This is a genomic window from Methylobacterium sp. UNCCL125 (genome assembly GCF_900116795.1).
Classification (GTDB): domain Bacteria; phylum Pseudomonadota; class Alphaproteobacteria; order Rhizobiales; family Beijerinckiaceae; genus Methylobacterium; species Methylobacterium fujisawaense.
In genome coordinates this window covers 62,617-76,862 of the sequence record NZ_FPBW01000007.1, presented here as the reverse complement: position 1 = coordinate 76,862, position 14,246 = coordinate 62,617, and the positions used below count along the sequence as shown (strand labels likewise).

The 14,246-nt window shown below is 71.2% G+C and carries 18 protein-coding genes, 1 other RNA gene and 1 pseudogene; 11 read left to right on the top strand and 9 right to left on the bottom strand.

Going from position 1 to position 14,246, the window contains the following annotated elements; genetic code table 11:
* Positions 1 to 134 precede the first annotated feature (134 nt).
* The 3 genes from BM396_RS08500 to BM396_RS08490 form a co-directional block, all read right to left on the bottom strand.
* A complete protein-coding gene (locus tag BM396_RS08500; RefSeq protein ID WP_043348252.1) occupies positions 135 to 626 on the bottom strand; it encodes a dihydrofolate reductase in 492 nt (163 codons plus the stop codon).
* On the bottom strand, positions 623 to 1,417 hold the full coding sequence (locus tag BM396_RS08495; RefSeq protein ID WP_043379321.1) for a thymidylate synthase: 795 nt from the start codon (positions 1,415 to 1,417) through the stop codon (positions 623 to 625). The genes BM396_RS08500 and BM396_RS08495 overlap by 4 nt, the downstream gene beginning before the upstream one ends.
* Before the next feature lie 77 nt (positions 1,418 to 1,494).
* Positions 1,495 to 2,262: a CPBP family intramembrane glutamic endopeptidase gene (locus tag BM396_RS08490; RefSeq protein WP_244538841.1), complete on the bottom strand. Its 768-nt coding sequence runs from the start codon at positions 2,260 to 2,262 to the stop codon at positions 1,495 to 1,497.
* A 78-nt stretch (positions 2,263 to 2,340) separates the two neighbouring features.
* On the opposite strand from BM396_RS08490, the gene ssrA reads away from it, so the two are divergent.
* Both ssrA and BM396_RS08480 read left to right on the top strand, forming a co-directional pair.
* Positions 2,341 to 2,722: a transfer-messenger RNA gene (ssrA, locus tag BM396_RS08485) on the top strand.
* A gap of 65 nt (positions 2,723 to 2,787) precedes the next feature.
* Entirely contained in the window at positions 2,788 to 3,414 is a 627-nt protein-coding gene (locus BM396_RS08480; protein ID WP_043379326.1) for an SspB family protein, read from the top strand.
* Between the two features lie 210 nt (positions 3,415 to 3,624).
* Here BM396_RS08480 and BM396_RS08475 read toward each other — a convergent pair whose 3' ends face one another.
* Complete coding sequence (locus BM396_RS08475) at positions 3,625 to 5,013, bottom strand: cytochrome P450 (RefSeq protein WP_043379328.1); 1,389 nt, start codon at positions 5,011 to 5,013, stop codon at positions 3,625 to 3,627.
* 121 nt (positions 5,014 to 5,134) lie between these two features.
* Here BM396_RS08475 and fumC point away from each other — a divergent pair, with 121 nt between their 5' ends.
* The 6 genes from fumC (at position 5,135) to BM396_RS32705 (ending at position 9,138) form a co-directional block, all read left to right on the top strand.
* A complete protein-coding gene (gene fumC / locus BM396_RS08470) occupies positions 5,135 to 6,544 on the top strand; it encodes a class II fumarate hydratase (protein WP_043351115.1) in 1,410 nt (469 codons plus the stop codon).
* A 55-nt stretch (positions 6,545 to 6,599) separates the two neighbouring features.
* Positions 6,600 to 6,803, top strand: a complete 204-nt coding sequence (locus BM396_RS08465) for a DUF4169 family protein (RefSeq protein WP_043351113.1) — start codon at positions 6,600 to 6,602, stop codon at positions 6,801 to 6,803.
* Between the two features lie 10 nt (positions 6,804 to 6,813).
* Positions 6,814 to 7,038, top strand: a complete 225-nt coding sequence (locus tag BM396_RS08460) for a ribbon-helix-helix domain-containing protein (RefSeq protein ID WP_043351112.1) — start codon at positions 6,814 to 6,816, stop codon at positions 7,036 to 7,038.
* An 81-nt stretch (positions 7,039 to 7,119) separates the two neighbouring features.
* A complete protein-coding gene (locus tag BM396_RS08455) occupies positions 7,120 to 7,746 on the top strand; it encodes a ParB-like protein (RefSeq protein ID WP_043351110.1) in 627 nt (208 codons plus the stop codon).
* 144 nt (positions 7,747 to 7,890) lie between these two features.
* On the top strand, positions 7,891 to 8,811 hold the full coding sequence (mepA, locus tag BM396_RS08450; RefSeq protein ID WP_043351108.1) for a penicillin-insensitive murein endopeptidase: 921 nt from the start codon (positions 7,891 to 7,893) through the stop codon (positions 8,809 to 8,811).
* A 165-nt stretch (positions 8,812 to 8,976) separates the two neighbouring features.
* Positions 8,977 to 9,138, top strand: coding sequence for a hypothetical protein (locus BM396_RS32705; RefSeq protein ID WP_164706358.1), 162 nt, complete (start codon positions 8,977 to 8,979; stop codon positions 9,136 to 9,138).
* Between the two features lie 3 nt (positions 9,139 to 9,141).
* On the opposite strand, the gene msrA is transcribed toward BM396_RS32705, so the two are convergent.
* Positions 9,142 to 9,798, bottom strand: a complete 657-nt coding sequence (gene msrA / locus BM396_RS08445) for a peptide-methionine (S)-S-oxide reductase MsrA (protein WP_043379331.1) — start codon at positions 9,796 to 9,798, stop codon at positions 9,142 to 9,144.
* A 187-nt stretch (positions 9,799 to 9,985) separates the two neighbouring features.
* Here msrA and BM396_RS08440 point away from each other — a divergent pair.
* Positions 9,986 to 10,468, top strand: a pseudogene (locus BM396_RS08440) (PAS domain-containing protein); the annotation flags it as partial.
* A 48-nt stretch (positions 10,469 to 10,516) separates the two neighbouring features.
* Here the strand turns inward: BM396_RS08440 and BM396_RS08435 are convergent.
* A complete protein-coding gene (locus BM396_RS08435) occupies positions 10,517 to 10,837 on the bottom strand; it encodes a hypothetical protein (protein ID WP_043351099.1) in 321 nt (106 codons plus the stop codon).
* Between the two features lie 220 nt (positions 10,838 to 11,057).
* On the opposite strand from BM396_RS08435, the gene BM396_RS08430 reads away from it, so the two are divergent.
* Together BM396_RS08430 and BM396_RS08425 are read left to right on the top strand one after the other, a co-directional pair.
* The gene (locus tag BM396_RS08430; RefSeq protein WP_043351098.1) at positions 11,058 to 11,735 is read left to right on the top strand and encodes an HAD family hydrolase; all 678 of its coding nucleotides are present in this window, start codon (positions 11,058 to 11,060) and stop codon (positions 11,733 to 11,735) included.
* Positions 11,736 to 12,140: 405 nt separating this feature from the next.
* Entirely contained in the window at positions 12,141 to 12,428 is a 288-nt protein-coding gene (locus tag BM396_RS08425; protein ID WP_043351096.1) for a hypothetical protein, read from the top strand.
* A 20-nt stretch (positions 12,429 to 12,448) separates the two neighbouring features.
* On the opposite strand, the gene BM396_RS08420 is transcribed toward BM396_RS08425, so the two are convergent.
* The 3 genes from BM396_RS08420 to BM396_RS08410 all read right to left on the bottom strand — a co-directional run bounded on the left by BM396_RS08420 (position 12,449) and on the right by BM396_RS08410 (position 14,234).
* On the bottom strand, positions 12,449 to 13,162 hold the full coding sequence (locus BM396_RS08420; protein WP_043379333.1) for a hypothetical protein: 714 nt from the start codon (positions 13,160 to 13,162) through the stop codon (positions 12,449 to 12,451).
* 108 nt (positions 13,163 to 13,270) lie between these two features.
* Positions 13,271 to 13,552, bottom strand: coding sequence for a hypothetical protein (locus tag BM396_RS08415; protein WP_043379336.1), 282 nt, complete (start codon positions 13,550 to 13,552; stop codon positions 13,271 to 13,273).
* Positions 13,553 to 13,742: 190 nt separating this feature from the next.
* Complete coding sequence (locus BM396_RS08410; RefSeq protein WP_043379337.1) at positions 13,743 to 14,234, bottom strand: P-loop nucleotide/nucleoside kinase family protein; 492 nt, start codon at positions 14,232 to 14,234, stop codon at positions 13,743 to 13,745.
* Between the last annotated feature and the right edge of the window lie 12 nt (positions 14,235 to 14,246).

The following is a 14,246-nucleotide window of genomic DNA, read 5'->3' as shown; positions in this document are numbered from 1 at the left end:
ACGCATCTTCCCGCAGGATGCGCAGGCCCGGCGTGAGCACGCGCACCCGACAGGCACCTGCGGGCGCGCGCCCCGTGCTGTCAAGGCTGGCAGGTGGGCATGCGCGGCATGGAACGCAATTGCGGCGGCGCGCCTCAGCGGACGCGCTCCCAATCGACGAACGCGAAGGCGTGCTCGTCCCGGGGTCCCGCCGGATGCGCCTCGCGGAACGTCTCCCGGAAGCGACCGCGGTCGAAGGCCGGGAAGCGCACGTCGCCCTCGGGCTCGGCCTCGACCTCGGTGAGATGGAGCCGGTCGGCCTGCGGGAGCGCGAGCGCATAGATCTCGGCCCCGCCCACCACCATCAGCTCCGCCCCGGCGGCGGCCGCCAGCGCGGAGGGCCAGTCATGGACGGTCTCGACCCCCTCGGCGCGGAAGCCGGCATCCCGGGTGAGCACCAGGGTGCGGCGCCCCGGCAGGGGACGGCCGATCGAATCCCAGGTCCGCCGGCCCATCAGCATCGGCTTGCCCATGGTCAGGGCCTTGAAGCGCTTCAGGTCGCTGGAGAGATGCCAGGCGAGGCCGTTGTCGCGGCCGATCACGCCGTTGCGGGCGACCGCGGCGACCAGGGAGACGATCGGGCTCATACCGCCACCGGGGCCGCGATGGCCGGGTGCGGCTCGTAGCCCGCAATGGCGATGTCCTCGTACCGGAAGGCGAAGAGGTCGCGGACCTCCGGGTTGAGCCGCAGCTGCGGCAGCGGGCGCGGGGTCCGGCCCAGCAGGGTCCGGGTCTGCTCCAGGTGGTTCCGGTAGAGATGCGCGTCGCCGAAGGTGTGGACGAAGTCGCCGACCCCGAGGCCGGTCACCTGGGCGATCATGTGGGTCAGCAGGGCGTAGCTCGCGATGTTGAAGGGCACGCCGAGGAAGACGTCCGCCGAGCGCTGGTAGAGCTGGCAGGAGAGCCGCCCCTCGCTCACGTAGAACTGGAACAGGCAGTGGCAGGGGGCGAGCGCCATCCGGTCGAGGTCGGCCGGGTTCCAGGCCGAGACGATCAGGCGGCGGGAATCGGGGTTGCGCCGGATCTCGTCGAGCACCCAGGCGATCTGGTCGACGGTGCCGCCGCCGGGCTTCTCCCAGGAGCGCCACTGCTTGCCGTAGACCGGCCCGAGATCGCCGTGCGCGTCGGCCCACTCGTCCCAGATCGTCACGCCGTTGGCTTGGAGCGCGGCCACGTTGGTATCGCCTGTCAGGAACCAGAGCAGCTCGTGGATGATCGAGCGCAGGTGCAGCCGCTTCGTGGTGACCAGCGGGAAGCCGGCCGACAGGTCGAAGCGCATCTGGTGGCCGAACACCGAGAGCGTGCCGGTGCCGGTGCGGTCGTCCTTGGCCACGCCCTCGTCGAGGATGCGCCGGAGCAGGTCCTGATAAGCGTCCATCGGTCATTCCTGCGCGCCGACGCGACGGCGGGCAAGCGCGCCGCCGACATCTGTCCACCGCCGTCACCAGCTGGCGGTCAGGCCGGCCAGAGCAGGTAGGTCACGAGGGCGAGGTTCGACCAGCCGTGCAGGGCGATCCCGGGCCAGAGCCGGCCGGTCCGCCAGCGCAGCCAGCCGAGCGCCAGGGCGAGCGGCAGCAGGGAGACCGGCCGGGCGAGCCCCCAGGACGAGATGTGGGCGGCGGCGAAGATGACCGCCGTGACCAGGATCGCCCCCGCCGGCCCCAGCACCGCCCTGGCACGGGCGAAGGCCTCGCCGCGCAGCAGCAGCTCCTCGGCCACGGGCGCCAGGATCGCCAGATAGGCGAGCCACGCCGCCACCGCGGCCTGGCTCATGAACGGGGACAGCCGCACGTGCTGGCCGAAGCTGGCACCGAACAGTTCCGCGGTGCCGGTGACCCAGGCGATGTGCAGAACCGGCCAGACGAGGAGGAGCCCCAGCAGGGCGACGGGCCGCATCCCGTTCGGGCGCTCGCGGTCGAGGGCGAGGCGGCGGCGCCAGCCGGTCCGGTCGCGCCACCAGGCCGCACCCACCACCAGAACGGCGAGGAACACCTGACGCAGGACGTCCGTGGCGAAGGCACGGTGGGTCAGCTCCACCGCACCGAGGAACGGGCGCCGCTCCGGCGGCAGGAACGGATCGATCCCGCTCCACAGATCGAACCCGACGCGCACGACCGCCAGCGCGAGCAGGCTCGCGGCGCCGAGATAGAAGACGACGAGCGCGACCAGCCCGCCGAGATGCCAGGTCGCCGACCAGATGCCGGGACGAGGGGCGTCGGCCACCGCGCCGGAAGACGACTGCGCGCTTCCGGCAACAGCCTCACCCGGAGGCTCCAAATGAGACGGCGGCGCGACACGATCGGGCTTCAAAACCGGACCGATCCCCTCTATATCTTGGGAGCCGGTCGCGAGGCCGGCTATGGCGATAAACGTTCTTCGCAATAAACCTATCGGACCCGGGGGCGGTACCCGGCGCCTCCACCCGAGCCCAGGACATGCTGCCGCAAGGCGCGTGATCTTAGCCTGGGCTTTGGCGGGGGCGAAATAGGATCGACGAGGGCGTAAAGGTTGGACTTTCGCTCGGCATGGTTCCGCCGTTATCGGGCCTTTGCAATAGTTGCCAACGACAACTTTGCTCCGGTGGCGGTGGCCGCGTAAGCGGTCCCCAATACCGACCTAAAGTCCTAGCGGGTAGCACCGCATAGGCGGGGTTCGGAGGCACCTGGCAACAGAAGCCTCCACTTCCAATCCTCGGTCCAGCCATCCGCGGCGGGGCGCCGGGCAGACCGGGCGAGAGCGCAACCGCAGATGGCAGACGACCTCATCCGCTACGATCTACTGGTACAGGACGCCCTGCGCGGCGTGGTCCGCAAGGTGCTGACCGACGCGGCCCGCGAGGGCCTGATGGGCGAGCATCACTTCTACGTCTCGTTCCGGACGGAAGCGCCCGGCGTGCGGATCTCGCAGGCCCTGCGGGAGAAGTACCCGCAGGACATGACGATCGTCCTGCAGCACCAGTTCTGGGACCTCAACGTCACCGAGCACGCCTTCGAAGTCGGCCTGTCCTTCTCGGGGGTGCCGGAGCGGCTGCTGGTGCCGTTCGACGCCCTGTCGGGCTTCTTCGATCCCTCCGTGCAGTTCGGCCTGAAGTTCGATCTCAGCGAAGCCGGCGAGACCCCCGAGGAGGCGAACGCCGCCCCGGCCAAGCCCGGCCCGCGCGGGGCCGGTTCGGAACCCGGCGAGGTGCGGCCCAAGAGCGCCGGTCTCGCCACGATCGGCTCCGGCGCGCCGAAGGGGCTGCCCGCTCCCGCCGCTCAGGGCGAGAAAGCCGCCGGCAAGTCCGACGACAAGGCCCCCCGCCCCGCCGCCAAGAAGGAGGGCGAGGAGGGCAGCGCCGAGGTCGTGAGCCTGGACGCCTTCCGCAAGAAGAGCTGAGCGTCTCCCGGGCCGGATCGACGGCCGGGACGTCATACGGGAGACGACACGGTCGCGCCGCCGATGCTGTCGGCGGCTGCGGGGAGCCCGCGCCCGATCGCCAGGCGATGCGCGACCCTCGAGACCGTCGATCAGATCCGGTCGCCTTCCCCTCCGGCCGTCCTGCTGCACGGCGCCGGCCTGCACCGCGGCACGGTGACCGGGCCCGGCCTAGCCCCGCGCCACCGCGTCCATGCGCAAGCCATGCTCCGGCCGCAGCGTCACCCGGTGGAGCGGCGTCACCGGCGGATGATCCGCCGGCAGCCGGAAGCGCACCGCCCGCACCACATGCGCCAGCACGATCACGGCCTCCTGAATCGAGAAGCTCTGGCCGATGCAGACCCGCGGCCCCGCCCCGAACGGCAGATAGGCGAAGCGCGGAATCGTGTCGCGGTTCTCGGGCAGGAACCGCTCCGGCACGAAGGCCTCCGGATCCTCCCACAGCAGATGATGGCGGTGGAGCACCCAGGGCGCCACCATGACCAGCGAGCCCCGCGGCACCTTGATCCGGCCGAGCCGGTCGTCCCGGATCGCCTGACGGCTGAGGAACGGCACCGGCGGGAACAGGCGCATGGCCTCCTCGATCGCCGCCCGGGTGAACGGCAGACGCTCCGCGGAAAAATCCCCCGGCCCGGCGGCGTCGACCTCGGCCTCGATCCGCGCCTGGGCGGCCGGATCCTGCGACAGGCAGTAGAGCGTCCAGGTCAGGGAATTGGCCGTGGTCTCGTGCCCGGCGGCGATGAAGGTGACGATATTGGCCTTCACGGCGAGATCCGAGAGCCCGTTGCCGGTCTCGGGATCCTGCGCTTCGAGCAGCAGGGTCAGCAGGTCCCGGGGCGCCTCCCCCCGCGCCATCAGCGCCTTGCGGCGGGCGATGAGCTCATCGACCACCTCGGCGAAGAAGCGGCCCGCCGGACGGGCCCGCAGGCGGCCGATCCGCGGCACGAAATCGGGCACGCCGAACACGTCGAGGGGGTCGATCGGCCCGACCGCTTCCAGGAAGCGCGTGATCGCACGGCCGAGGGCATCGGGATCGCTCGGCAGGCCTTGCGTGAAGATCGTCCGCTCCAGCACGTCGAGCGTGACGCGGGTCATCTCAAGGGCCACATCGACCTGCTTGCCGTCGCGGCGGACGAGGCGGCGGCCGAGACGGGCGCCGGCGGCGTTCATCGCCTCCGAAAAGCCCTGGACCGTGCGGGCGTTGAAGATCGGCGCCAGCGTCCGGCGCTGGAGGCGCCACTCGTCGCCCTCGGCGCTGAGCAGACCGTTGCCGAGCCCCGGGGCGAGGACACGCCGCTGCAGGTCGTCCTTGCGGTAGCCGTCGGCGTTCTCGATGAGCAGGTAGCGGATCAGCGCCGGGTCGCTCACCAGGGTGATCCGGCCCATCGCGCCCTCGGCCGCCACCACCGGCAGCTTGAAATGCGCGTCCATCCAGGTGGTGATCGGATTCTTCCGGGCCGCCCGCAGGAAGTCGAACAGGCCGAGCGGCGCCTTCAGCGGCGGCGGCACGACGGGGCGGAACCGGGCGGCGGGTTCGGACAGATCGATCGTCGCGCTCATCGGCTCCTTGTCCGGCGGGAACAGAGCTTCGCTCTTGTCGGGGTGCCGGGAAAACCGGCATCGCGATTCACCCGCGCCTCATTTAAGTAGGCACCGCACGGCACCAGACGTAGAGGCCACGATGTCGCCCACCGAGACCGCCACCCGCACCGAGTCCGACACCTTCGGGCCGATCGAGGTTCCGGCGCATCGCTACTGGGGCGCGCAGACGCAGCGCTCGATCCAGAACTTCAAGATCGGCACCGACCGGATGCCGGCGCCCCTCGTGCACGCCCTCGGGGTGGTGAAGCAGGCTGCCGCCCTGGTGAACAAGGATCTCGGCGCCCTCGACGCGACGCTCGCCGACGCCATCGCGGCCTCGGCGGCCGAAGTGGTGGAGGGCCGCCACGACGACGAGTTCCCGCTCGTCATCTACCAGACCGGCTCGGGCACGCAGTCGAACATGAACGCCAACGAGGTGATCGCGAGCCTCGCCAACGAGCGGCTGGGCGGCCAGCGCGGCGGCAAGTCGCCGGTCCACCCGAACGACCATTGCAACCGCGGCCAGTCCTCGAACGACACCTTCCCCACCGCCATGCACATCGCGGTGGCGCGGGAGATCCAGGGGCGCCTGCTGCCGGCGCTCTCCCACCTGCACGGCGCGCTGGACGCCAAGGCCAAGGCGTTCGCGTCGATCGTCAAGATCGGCCGCACCCACCTGCAGGACGCGACGCCGGTCTCGCTGGGCCAGGAATTCTCCGGCTACGCCGCCCAGGTGGCGCTCGGCGGCTCGCGGGTCGCCGCGACCCTGCCGGGGGTCCTGGCACTCGCCCAGGGCGGCACCGCGGTCGGCACCGGCCTCAACGCCCATCCGGAATTCGCCGACCGCTTCGCCGCCAAGGTCGCGGAGCTGACCGGCCTGCCCTTCACCTCCGCCGAGAACAAGTTCGAGGCGCTGGCCACCCACGACGCGCTGGTGTTCACGCAGGGCGCGCTCGCGGCCCTCGCCGCCGGCCTGTTCAAGATCGCCCAGGACATCCGCTTCCTCGGCTCGGGCCCGCGCTCCGGCCTCGGCGAATTGTCGCTCCCTGAGAACGAGCCCGGCTCCTCGATCATGCCCGGCAAGGTCAACCCGACCCAGTGCGAGGCGCTGACCATGGTCTGCGCCCAGGTGATCGGCAACGGCACGACGGTGAGCTTCGCCGGCAGCCAGGGCAATTTCGAACTCAACGTCTTCAAGCCGGTGATCGCCAACGCGGTGCTGCAATCGGTGCGGCTGCTCGCCGACGCGGCGGTGAGCTTCACCGACAATTGCGTCGTCGGCATCAAGGCCAACGAGGACAAGATCGCCGACCTGATGAGCCGCTCGCTCATGCTGGTGACCGCGCTCGCCCCCTCGATCGGCTACGACAAGGCCGCCGAGATCGCCAAGACCGCGCACAAGAACGGCACCACCCTCAAGCAGGAGGCCCTGCGCCTCGGCTACGTCACCGAGGCGGAGTTCGAGCGCGTGGTCCGGCCGGAGACGATGCTGGCGCCCAGCGCCGACTGATTGTTGTGTGACGTCCCGGCGCGGAGCCTCCCGCGCCGGTTACGGGAGTCGATCCGTGGCCGAGATCATCAATCTGCGCCAGATCCGCAAGGCGAAGGCCCGTGCCGAGGCCGACACGAAGGCCGAGGCCAACCGGATCGCCTTCGGCCAGCCGAAGAAGGCCAAGACCCTCCAGCAGCGGCGCAAGGCCCTCGAGACCGAGCGCCACGAGGGCCATCGCCTCGCGCGGCACGAGCCGGATTCCGACCCGAACGCATGATCCGCCTCCCGTGAGCGCCGGCCTCACCAAGCACTCCGTGATGATCGCCGGTCACCGCACCAGCGTGTCCCTGGAGGATCCGTTCTGGGCGGCGCTGCGGGAGATCGCGGAGGCGCGGGGCCAGTCCGTCCAGGCCCTCATCGGGGCGATCGATGCCGGGCGCGACGGGCAGAACCTGTCTTCGGCGATCCGGGTCTTCGTCCTCGAAGCCGTGCGCGCGATGCCGGAAACGTGAGCGCGTCGCGCCCTGTCCGATCTGCCGGTCCCGAATAGCTTGTGACGTGCGCGTGACAAAATCCCGCAGTCAGGAGATCCCATGGCCACCCGAGAGCCGCTGCTCAGAACAATCCCGATCGCCGAGCTGCGCCCGACGCAGATGACGGTGGGCTACCGTGAAGTGGCGGAGAAGCGGCGGCGCTGGCGGGAATACGACGGCGAGAAGAAAGAGGAGTTCCTCGGCGCCCATATGATCCCGACGCTGCTCGGGCCGAAGAAGCGCCATTACATCATCGATCATCACCACCTCTCCCGCGCCCTGCACGAGGAGGGGGTCGAGAGCGTGCTCGTCACCGTGGTGGCCGACCTGCACTACCTCGACAAGGACGCCTTCTGGACGGTGTGCGACCACAAATCCTGGGCGCATCCCTACGATGCCGAGGGCGTGCGCCAGCACTTCAAGGACATCCCGAAATCGGTCGATGCCCTGGCGGACGATCCCTACCGCAGCCTCGCCGGCGAGCTGCGCCGGGCCGGCGGCTTCGCGAAGGATACCACCCCGTTCAGCGAGTTCCTGTGGGCCGACTTCCTGCGGCGGAACATCAAGGAGAAGCGGATCGAGGGCGACTTCTCCTCCGCCCTGGAGCGGGCGATGGCGCTGGCGAAATCCAAGGACGCCGACTACCTGCCCGGCTGGTGCGGACCGGTGACCCGCCCCATCCGCTAGGGCGCCGCCGGGTCGTCGCGGTGGATCCGCCCGACCGTTTCGCGTGACGCGGCGGGCTGTCTGCCCGAAAAACGCCCCGCCCCTGGGCGAGGTTCGGGGGGGCCGCCCGCGCCCGCCCCCTCCAGCCGGACGAACAGCCCCCGCATGCCGATGCCGCGTTTCGCCCCGAGCCTCGCGCTCGCCGCCCTGCTCCTGCCCGCCGCCGCGCAGGCCCAGGATCGCGGCAGCGTCAATCCGAAGCCCCTGCCGCCCCTGGAGCATCCGGACGCGCCCTCGACGCCCGCCAAGGCGCTGTTCGGGCGCGTCACCAAGGCGGCCTCCGGGCCGGCGCACATCTACGGCTTCTATGCCAAGGGCTGCTTCTCCGGGGGTGAGGCGCTGCCGCTGGACGGTCCGAACTGGCAGGTCATGCGCCCGTCCCGCAACCGGATGTGGGGCACGCCCTACCTCGTCGATTTCATCGAGCGCCTGTCGCAGAAGGCGGCCCGGGTCGGCTGGCCCGGCCTCCTCGTGGGCGACATGGCCCAGCCCCGGGGCGGCCCGATGATCACCGGCCACGCCTCGCACCAGATCGGCATCGACGCCGATGTCTGGCTGACGCCGATGCCCGACCACCGCATGAGCCGGGCGGAGCGCGAGGAGACCTCGGCCACCGACATGGTCCGCCGCGACCGCCTCGACATCGATCCGGAGGTCTGGACGCCGACGCACCTGCAACTGATCAAGGTCACCGCCGAGCAGCCGGAGGTGGAGCGCATCTTCGTCAACGCGGCGATCAAGAAGGCGCTGTGCCGCGACGCCGCGGGCAGCCGCTGGATGTCCAAGGTGCGCCCGATGTACGGGCACAATTACCACTACCATATCCGGCTCGCCTGTCCGGCCGGCCAGGAGGATTGCCAGCCGCAGGGCGCGCCGCCGCCGGGCGACGGCTGCGACGACCTCAGCTACTGGTTCTCGGATGCGGTGCTGCATCCGAAGCCCCCGAAGGTGCCGCCGAAACCCAAGCCCGCCATGACCATGGCCGCGCTCCCCAACGCCTGCCGGGCGGTTCTGAAGGCGCCGTAGGGCGGAGGCGCGGAGGCGGGGCGGCCGCCATCGCGGGCGAGGCGACCCGTCCGCGCGCCACCCGCGCTGACGGTGGCACCGCCGAGGGGATGAGCGGCGCGGAAACGATCCGCCCGGCGAGACTGGTCGCTCGGCGCGCCGGACGCGATGTGCTAACGCCTGCGGATGCCCCGCTGGCTCTTCATCCTCTTCGCGACCGCCGTCGCCCTCTCGGTGCTGGGCAGCGTGCTGATCGTGCTCCGCAGCCCGAACAGCACGCCGCCGCCGCACGGCAGCGCCGCCCCGTTGCCGGGCCCGCAGACGCGGCCCGACGGACGGAGCCCGTGAGGCTCAGGCGGCGACGCCGGTTCCCACCGGGCAGCTGACGCCGGTGCCGCCCAGGCCGCAATAGCCCGCCGGGTTCTTGGCGAGGTACTGCTGGTGGTAGGCCTCCGCGAAATAGAACCGCTCCAGCGGCTTGATCTCGGTGGTGACGTCGGGGAAGCCGCGCGTCCGGAGCGCCTCGGCGTAGGCGTCGCGCACGGCCCGGGCCGTGGCCTCCTGGTCGGGGCCGACGGTGTAGATGCCGGAGCGGTACTGCGTGCCGACATCGTTGCCCTGGCGCATGCCCTGCGTCGGGTCGTGGCTCTCGAAGAAGGTCCGCAGCACCGCCTCCCGGGACAGCACCGCCGGATCGAAGGCCACCAGCACGACCTCGTTGTGGCCGGTCTGGCCGGTGCAGACTTCCTCGTAGGTGGGGTTCGGCGTGTAGCCGCCGGCATAGCCGACCGCCGTCACGAACACGCCCTCGGGCAGTTGCCAGAACCGCCGCTCGGCGCCCCAGAAGCATCCGAGCCCCAGCACGATCGTCTCGATGCCCGGCGGATACGGCCCCTTGAGCGGGTTGCCGTTGACGAAATGCGTCTCGGCTGTCGGGACCGGCGTCGGGCGGCCCGGCAGGGCGTCGGCCGGGGCCGGCATTTCGGGACGCTTGCGGAACGAAAACATCGGCTTGCCTTCCGGTGTCGAACTCCCGCCGATATGGGGAGGCGGAGGCGGCCAGAAAAGCGTTCGGCGGCCCGGCGACGCGAAACCTTGACGCGAGACTGGACCTCGGACGCGAATTCCGGCTTGTACCCCCGAGAGACACTGATCGAATGGCCGCTCCGAGCGGCGTTGGGAAGGGCTGATCCGCATGGAGACGGGCGGGACTGCCACGAGCCACGTGCCGGACAATGTGAAGGTGGGGTCGCAGCGGGGCGATCCGTTCGCCGCAGCCGTGCGCGCGACGCGGATGCCGATGATCATCACGGATCCGGCCCAGCACGACAACCCGATCGTCTTCGTGAACGACGCCTTCCTGACGCTGACCGGCTATACCCGGATGGAGGTGATCGGCCGCAACTGCCGCTTCCTGCAGGGTCCCGAAACCGAGGCGGAGGCCGTCGATCGCCTGCGCGAGGCCATCCGGCGGGAGGAGGACATCCGGGTCGACCTCCTCAACTATCGCAAGGACGGCTCGACCTTCCAGAACGCCCTCTATGTCGGGCCGGTGCGGGATGAGGCGGACCGGGTCGTCTACTTCTTCGCCTCGCAGTTCGACGTCAGCGAGCGCTACGCGCTGACCGCCGAGGTCGAACGGCTGAAGGGGGCGCTGGCGGAGGCCGAGGCCCGGCTCGCGGGCCGTTAGGCCGCGCCCGAGCGCCAGGGCTTCGTCATTACTTCGTCAGGGCTTCGTCAGGAAGCCGATCGGCTCGCGGCCCGGCTGGCCGAGCCAGAGCAGCACCGCGCCGAGCCCCAGGCCGATCAGGGAGGCCGGCGCCAGGGTGAGCGGCAGGCCCAGGATGTGCCAGAGCCAGGGCGCCGCCCCCTCCACGCTGCCCTGCAGGGCGCTGGCCTTGTCCTTGAACAGGGTGGCGATCACGTCGGAGAGGGGCGTCACCCGCAGGCCGTTGTTGGCGATGGAACGGGCGCCGTCATAGATCAGCGCGACGAAGCCGCCGGCCATCAGCAGGAAGCCCAGGACGCGGGCCAGGAAGCGGAACATCGCGGGGCCTTCTGAGCCTTGCCTTACGGACCGTTTGGGCTTTCGCCGGCGCGCCCGAGGGCGCCCGCCCCGGGAGTATGGGTCCGGACCGCAAGGTGCAAGCGCCAGCGGCGCGTCTGCGGCGCGGCCGGGGCGAGCGTCGATCCGCGCGGTTGCCGGGTCGCCGGGCCCGTGCCACAGGCTCGCCCCGCGGCGGCGGGCCGCGGGAGAGCGGTCGACCTTGAACGCGCGCGCGACGAATCTCGGCCTCGTCATCTTCGATTGCGATGGCGTTCTGGTGGACAGCGAGCCCCTGAGCCTCGCCTGCCTGACGGCCGGACTGAACCGGATCGGCGTCGATATCGACTTCGCCACCGTGCGGGCCCGCTTCACCGGCACCGCGATGCCCTCGATCATGGCCCATATCGCCAGCGACTACGGGGTCGCCGCACCCGCCGGCTTCGTCGAGGCGGTGAAGGCCGAGACCCTGGCGCTGTTCGACGCGGAGCTGCGGGCGATGCGCGGCGTCGCCGAGGCGGTCGCCGCCGTGGGCCTGCCGGTCTGCGTCGCGTCGAGCAGCGACCCGGTGCGGCTGCGCCATTCCCTGACCCTGACCGGGCTGCTGCCGCTGTTCGGCGAGCACGTCTTCTCCTCGGCCCAGGTGGCACGGGGCAAGCCGTTCCCCGACCTGTTCCTGTTCGCCGCCGCGCGCATGGGCGCCGCTCCGGCCGCCTGCCTGGTGATCGAGGACAGCGTGCCCGGCGTCACGGCGGCCCGGAGCGCCGGCATGCGGGTGGCGGGCTTCACCGGGGGCGGCCATTGGGGGCACGACCCGGCGGGCACCGGCCTCGCGGAGGCCGGCGCGACCCGGATCTTCTCGGACTTCTCCGACCTCGCCGCGGTGATCGCCGCCGCCTGAACGATCCCGCCTCCCCCGAGCGCGGCCGGCACCGGCTTCCTGCCAGGCGGGCACCGAAAATCGGAAGTCCGTTCCGTTGACGGTGTGCGGCGCCACGCCCATTTTCAGGGTGCCGGCCGGGCTGAACGCCCGGGCGCTCCGCCGGTCCGGCCGCGGTGATTTGAGAAGCGTAGCTTGCGCCGCGTGATCAAACGCTAAAGCACTGCGACGGCCCCGTGCCGCGCGGTCCTTCAGTCTGGAGGACATCCGATGGTCCTGCGAACACCGTCCCTTCGACACCCGCTCCTGAACGCGCCCTGCTGCCCCGCCGCCCGTCGGCGCTGTCGACGCTAGCCCCGCCGACCGTCCGCAGCAGCCCACGCGATCCGGCACGGCGATATGCCGGCCCAGGGAGTTCCCAGTCCGATGCACAGTCTCGCAGAGTTCCAACCCGAAGACCGTCCCGATTTCGCAGACCCGGCCATCGGGCCTGCCGAACCGGCCCGGGTGATCGAGATCGGTGAGGTCACCGCCGGGATCGCCGTGCCCGAGGGGCGCGGCGTCCGGTTCTTCTCATCGGCGCGCGCGTTCGACGGTCTCGACGGCGCCGTGTTCCGCACGGCCGAGCAGGCGGCCCGGGCGGCCCGCGCGCGCATGCGTGCCCCGAGCCGGCCGGCCGCGCGGGCGCATCGCCCCGCGCTGCGCCGGGCCTGACCCGCGCGCCGCCCCGCGCGCTACCGGCCGCACTCGTCGCGGGTGCGCTTCAGGGCTTCCGCGAACCCGCCGAGGGCGTATTCGTCGCTCGTCGGGTTCCCGCGCAGCGAGGTGGTCTTGATCACGAGCTTGGGGTTGCGGGCGCTCATCTCCGAGACGACCCGCGCCTCCTCGGCGGGGTTCTGCAGCCAGGCATTGCCGTCCTTCACCACGAGGCCGTAGCGGCTGGCACCGAGGTTGAGGCTCGGATCGGTGGGCGCGGCCGCGGAGCCGGGCTTGATCTGGGAGGCCGCGGGCTTCGACGGGAAGCCCAGCATCACCGCCACCTCGTTCTGGACGTTCTCGCCCTTGCGCACACTCACGAACAGATAGGCGGTGTCGCGCTTCAGGGTCTTGGGCGAGCGCGTCTGCGGCTGCGCGATGGCGTAGCAGAGCTTGTTGCGGCCGTCGCCGTTCACGAACACGTTCCAGTCGCCGAAGATCGCCACCGGCGTGGCCTGCTGCATGCCGGGCGGCGTCGCCGCCTTCTCCGCGCGCTTGGTCCGCTCGCGCCCATGCCGCCGCCCCCGGCGGCCCGGGGCCGCGTCGCCGCCCCCGGCATCCGGGGCCTGCGCCACCTCCTGGGCATGGGCCGTCGTCGCCGAAAGGCCGACCCCGCCGAGCAAACCGGTGGCCAGCCCGGATGCGAGCAGGGCGAGAGCTCCGACCGGGAGCGAGCGGGAAACGCGGACCATCTTCACTTCCTGACGACGGGCGGCTCCGTCAGGAGCCGGGCCGGGGATCGGGATTAGTGAAGCTTGCGTAAAACGTCGGCAAGATGGCGAGGCCGGATCTCTCGAACATCAGACCGCGCGGGCTTCCGTCGCCCGGGCCGCGATCAGTCCGGCCGGAACCGGCAGCGGCTCGACCGCCTGGCCGGCCGGGACCGCGATCGCGTCCGGCTGGGCCGGCGCGGCGCGCTTGCGGGGCGGATCGTTGTAGGGCGTGTTGTAGCCCTTGCGGACCGCGGCCCAGTAGGATTCGCGCGTCAGGCCCGACCCGGTCAACGCGGCGTCGATCATCGCCGTGGCATGCGCCGCGAAATCCGGCACGTCCTCCGGGTTAAGCCAACTCTCGACAGGCATCCTGCGAACTCCGATCCGAACGGCGAAGCTTGTAACTGAGCGGACTTATCCAGACGCTGAACGCACGGGCGGGCCGAGGGTTGCAATGCACAATTTTAATGGGCGCTGTGGATGACCGGGCGCCCGTCATCGGGCCCGAGGCGATCGGGGCGCCGCCCTGTCGGCGGAGCGAAACGCCCCCCGGCCCGCGCTACGCCCGGTGAACGACGAGGGTAAAGCCTTCCTCCGGGTCCGGCGGCACGAAGTAGCGGCTGAACAGGTCGAACTCGGCATCCGTCACCGTGAAGGGATGGGCACCCTCGGCGTTGCGGAGGCGGAGGCGGGCCTTGCAGACCGCGTCGGGCACGTCGAGGACGTGGAGTTGGTGGGCGACGCCGGCCGCCTCGAACAGGGTCCGCATCCAGGCCCGGCTGGCGACGGTGTTAGCCGGGAAGTCCAGCACGACCGAGAGGTCGAGTCGCAGCAGCGCCACGAGGTGCGGCGCCATCGCGTCGCGCAGGCGCGCCGCGTTGCGCGCGTAGTCGGCCAGGGAGGTTTGCTCACCGGGATAGAGCCGGGCGAGCCAGTGATCCTCCGCGACCACGACCGTGCCGGGCTGCTGCCCCAGGCGGTCGGTCAGCGTCGATTTGCCGGCGGCGATCTTGCCGCACACGAGGTGCAGAGTCGGGACGTGGGTGGGCATGGCGGGGACCTT

What these genes read in the sequence shown, in the direction of transcription:
- BM396_RS08500 (WP_043348252.1), bottom strand. Translation starts at nt 626, where the DNA reads ATGAGCCCGATCGTCTCCCTGGTCGCCGCGGTCGCCCGCAACGGCGTG.
- BM396_RS08495 (WP_043379321.1), bottom strand. Translation starts at nt 1,417, where the DNA reads ATGGACGCTTATCAGGACCTGCTCCGGCGCATCCTCGACGAGGGCGTG.
- BM396_RS08480 (WP_043379326.1), top strand. Translation starts at nt 2,788, where the DNA reads ATGGCAGACGACCTCATCCGCTACGATCTACTGGTACAGGACGCCCTG.
- BM396_RS08475 (WP_043379328.1), bottom strand. Translation starts at nt 5,013, where the DNA reads ATGAGCGCGACGATCGATCTGTCCGAACCCGCCGCCCGGTTCCGCCCC.
- fumC (WP_043351115.1), top strand. Translation starts at nt 5,135, where the DNA reads ATGTCGCCCACCGAGACCGCCACCCGCACCGAGTCCGACACCTTCGGG.
- BM396_RS08455 (WP_043351110.1), top strand. Translation starts at nt 7,120, where the DNA reads ATGGCCACCCGAGAGCCGCTGCTCAGAACAATCCCGATCGCCGAGCTG.
- mepA (WP_043351108.1), top strand. Translation starts at nt 7,891, where the DNA reads ATGCCGATGCCGCGTTTCGCCCCGAGCCTCGCGCTCGCCGCCCTGCTC.
- BM396_RS32705 (WP_164706358.1), top strand. Translation starts at nt 8,977, where the DNA reads ATGCCCCGCTGGCTCTTCATCCTCTTCGCGACCGCCGTCGCCCTCTCG.
- msrA (WP_043379331.1), bottom strand. Translation starts at nt 9,798, where the DNA reads ATGTTTTCGTTCCGCAAGCGTCCCGAAATGCCGGCCCCGGCCGACGCC.
- BM396_RS08435 (WP_043351099.1), bottom strand. Translation starts at nt 10,837, where the DNA reads ATGTTCCGCTTCCTGGCCCGCGTCCTGGGCTTCCTGCTGATGGCCGGC.
- BM396_RS08425 (WP_043351096.1), top strand. Translation starts at nt 12,141, where the DNA reads ATGCACAGTCTCGCAGAGTTCCAACCCGAAGACCGTCCCGATTTCGCA.
- BM396_RS08420 (WP_043379333.1), bottom strand. Translation starts at nt 13,162, where the DNA reads ATGGTCCGCGTTTCCCGCTCGCTCCCGGTCGGAGCTCTCGCCCTGCTC.
- BM396_RS08415 (WP_043379336.1), bottom strand. Translation starts at nt 13,552, where the DNA reads ATGCCTGTCGAGAGTTGGCTTAACCCGGAGGACGTGCCGGATTTCGCG.
- BM396_RS08410 (WP_043379337.1), bottom strand. Translation starts at nt 14,234, where the DNA reads ATGCCCACCCACGTCCCGACTCTGCACCTCGTGTGCGGCAAGATCGCC.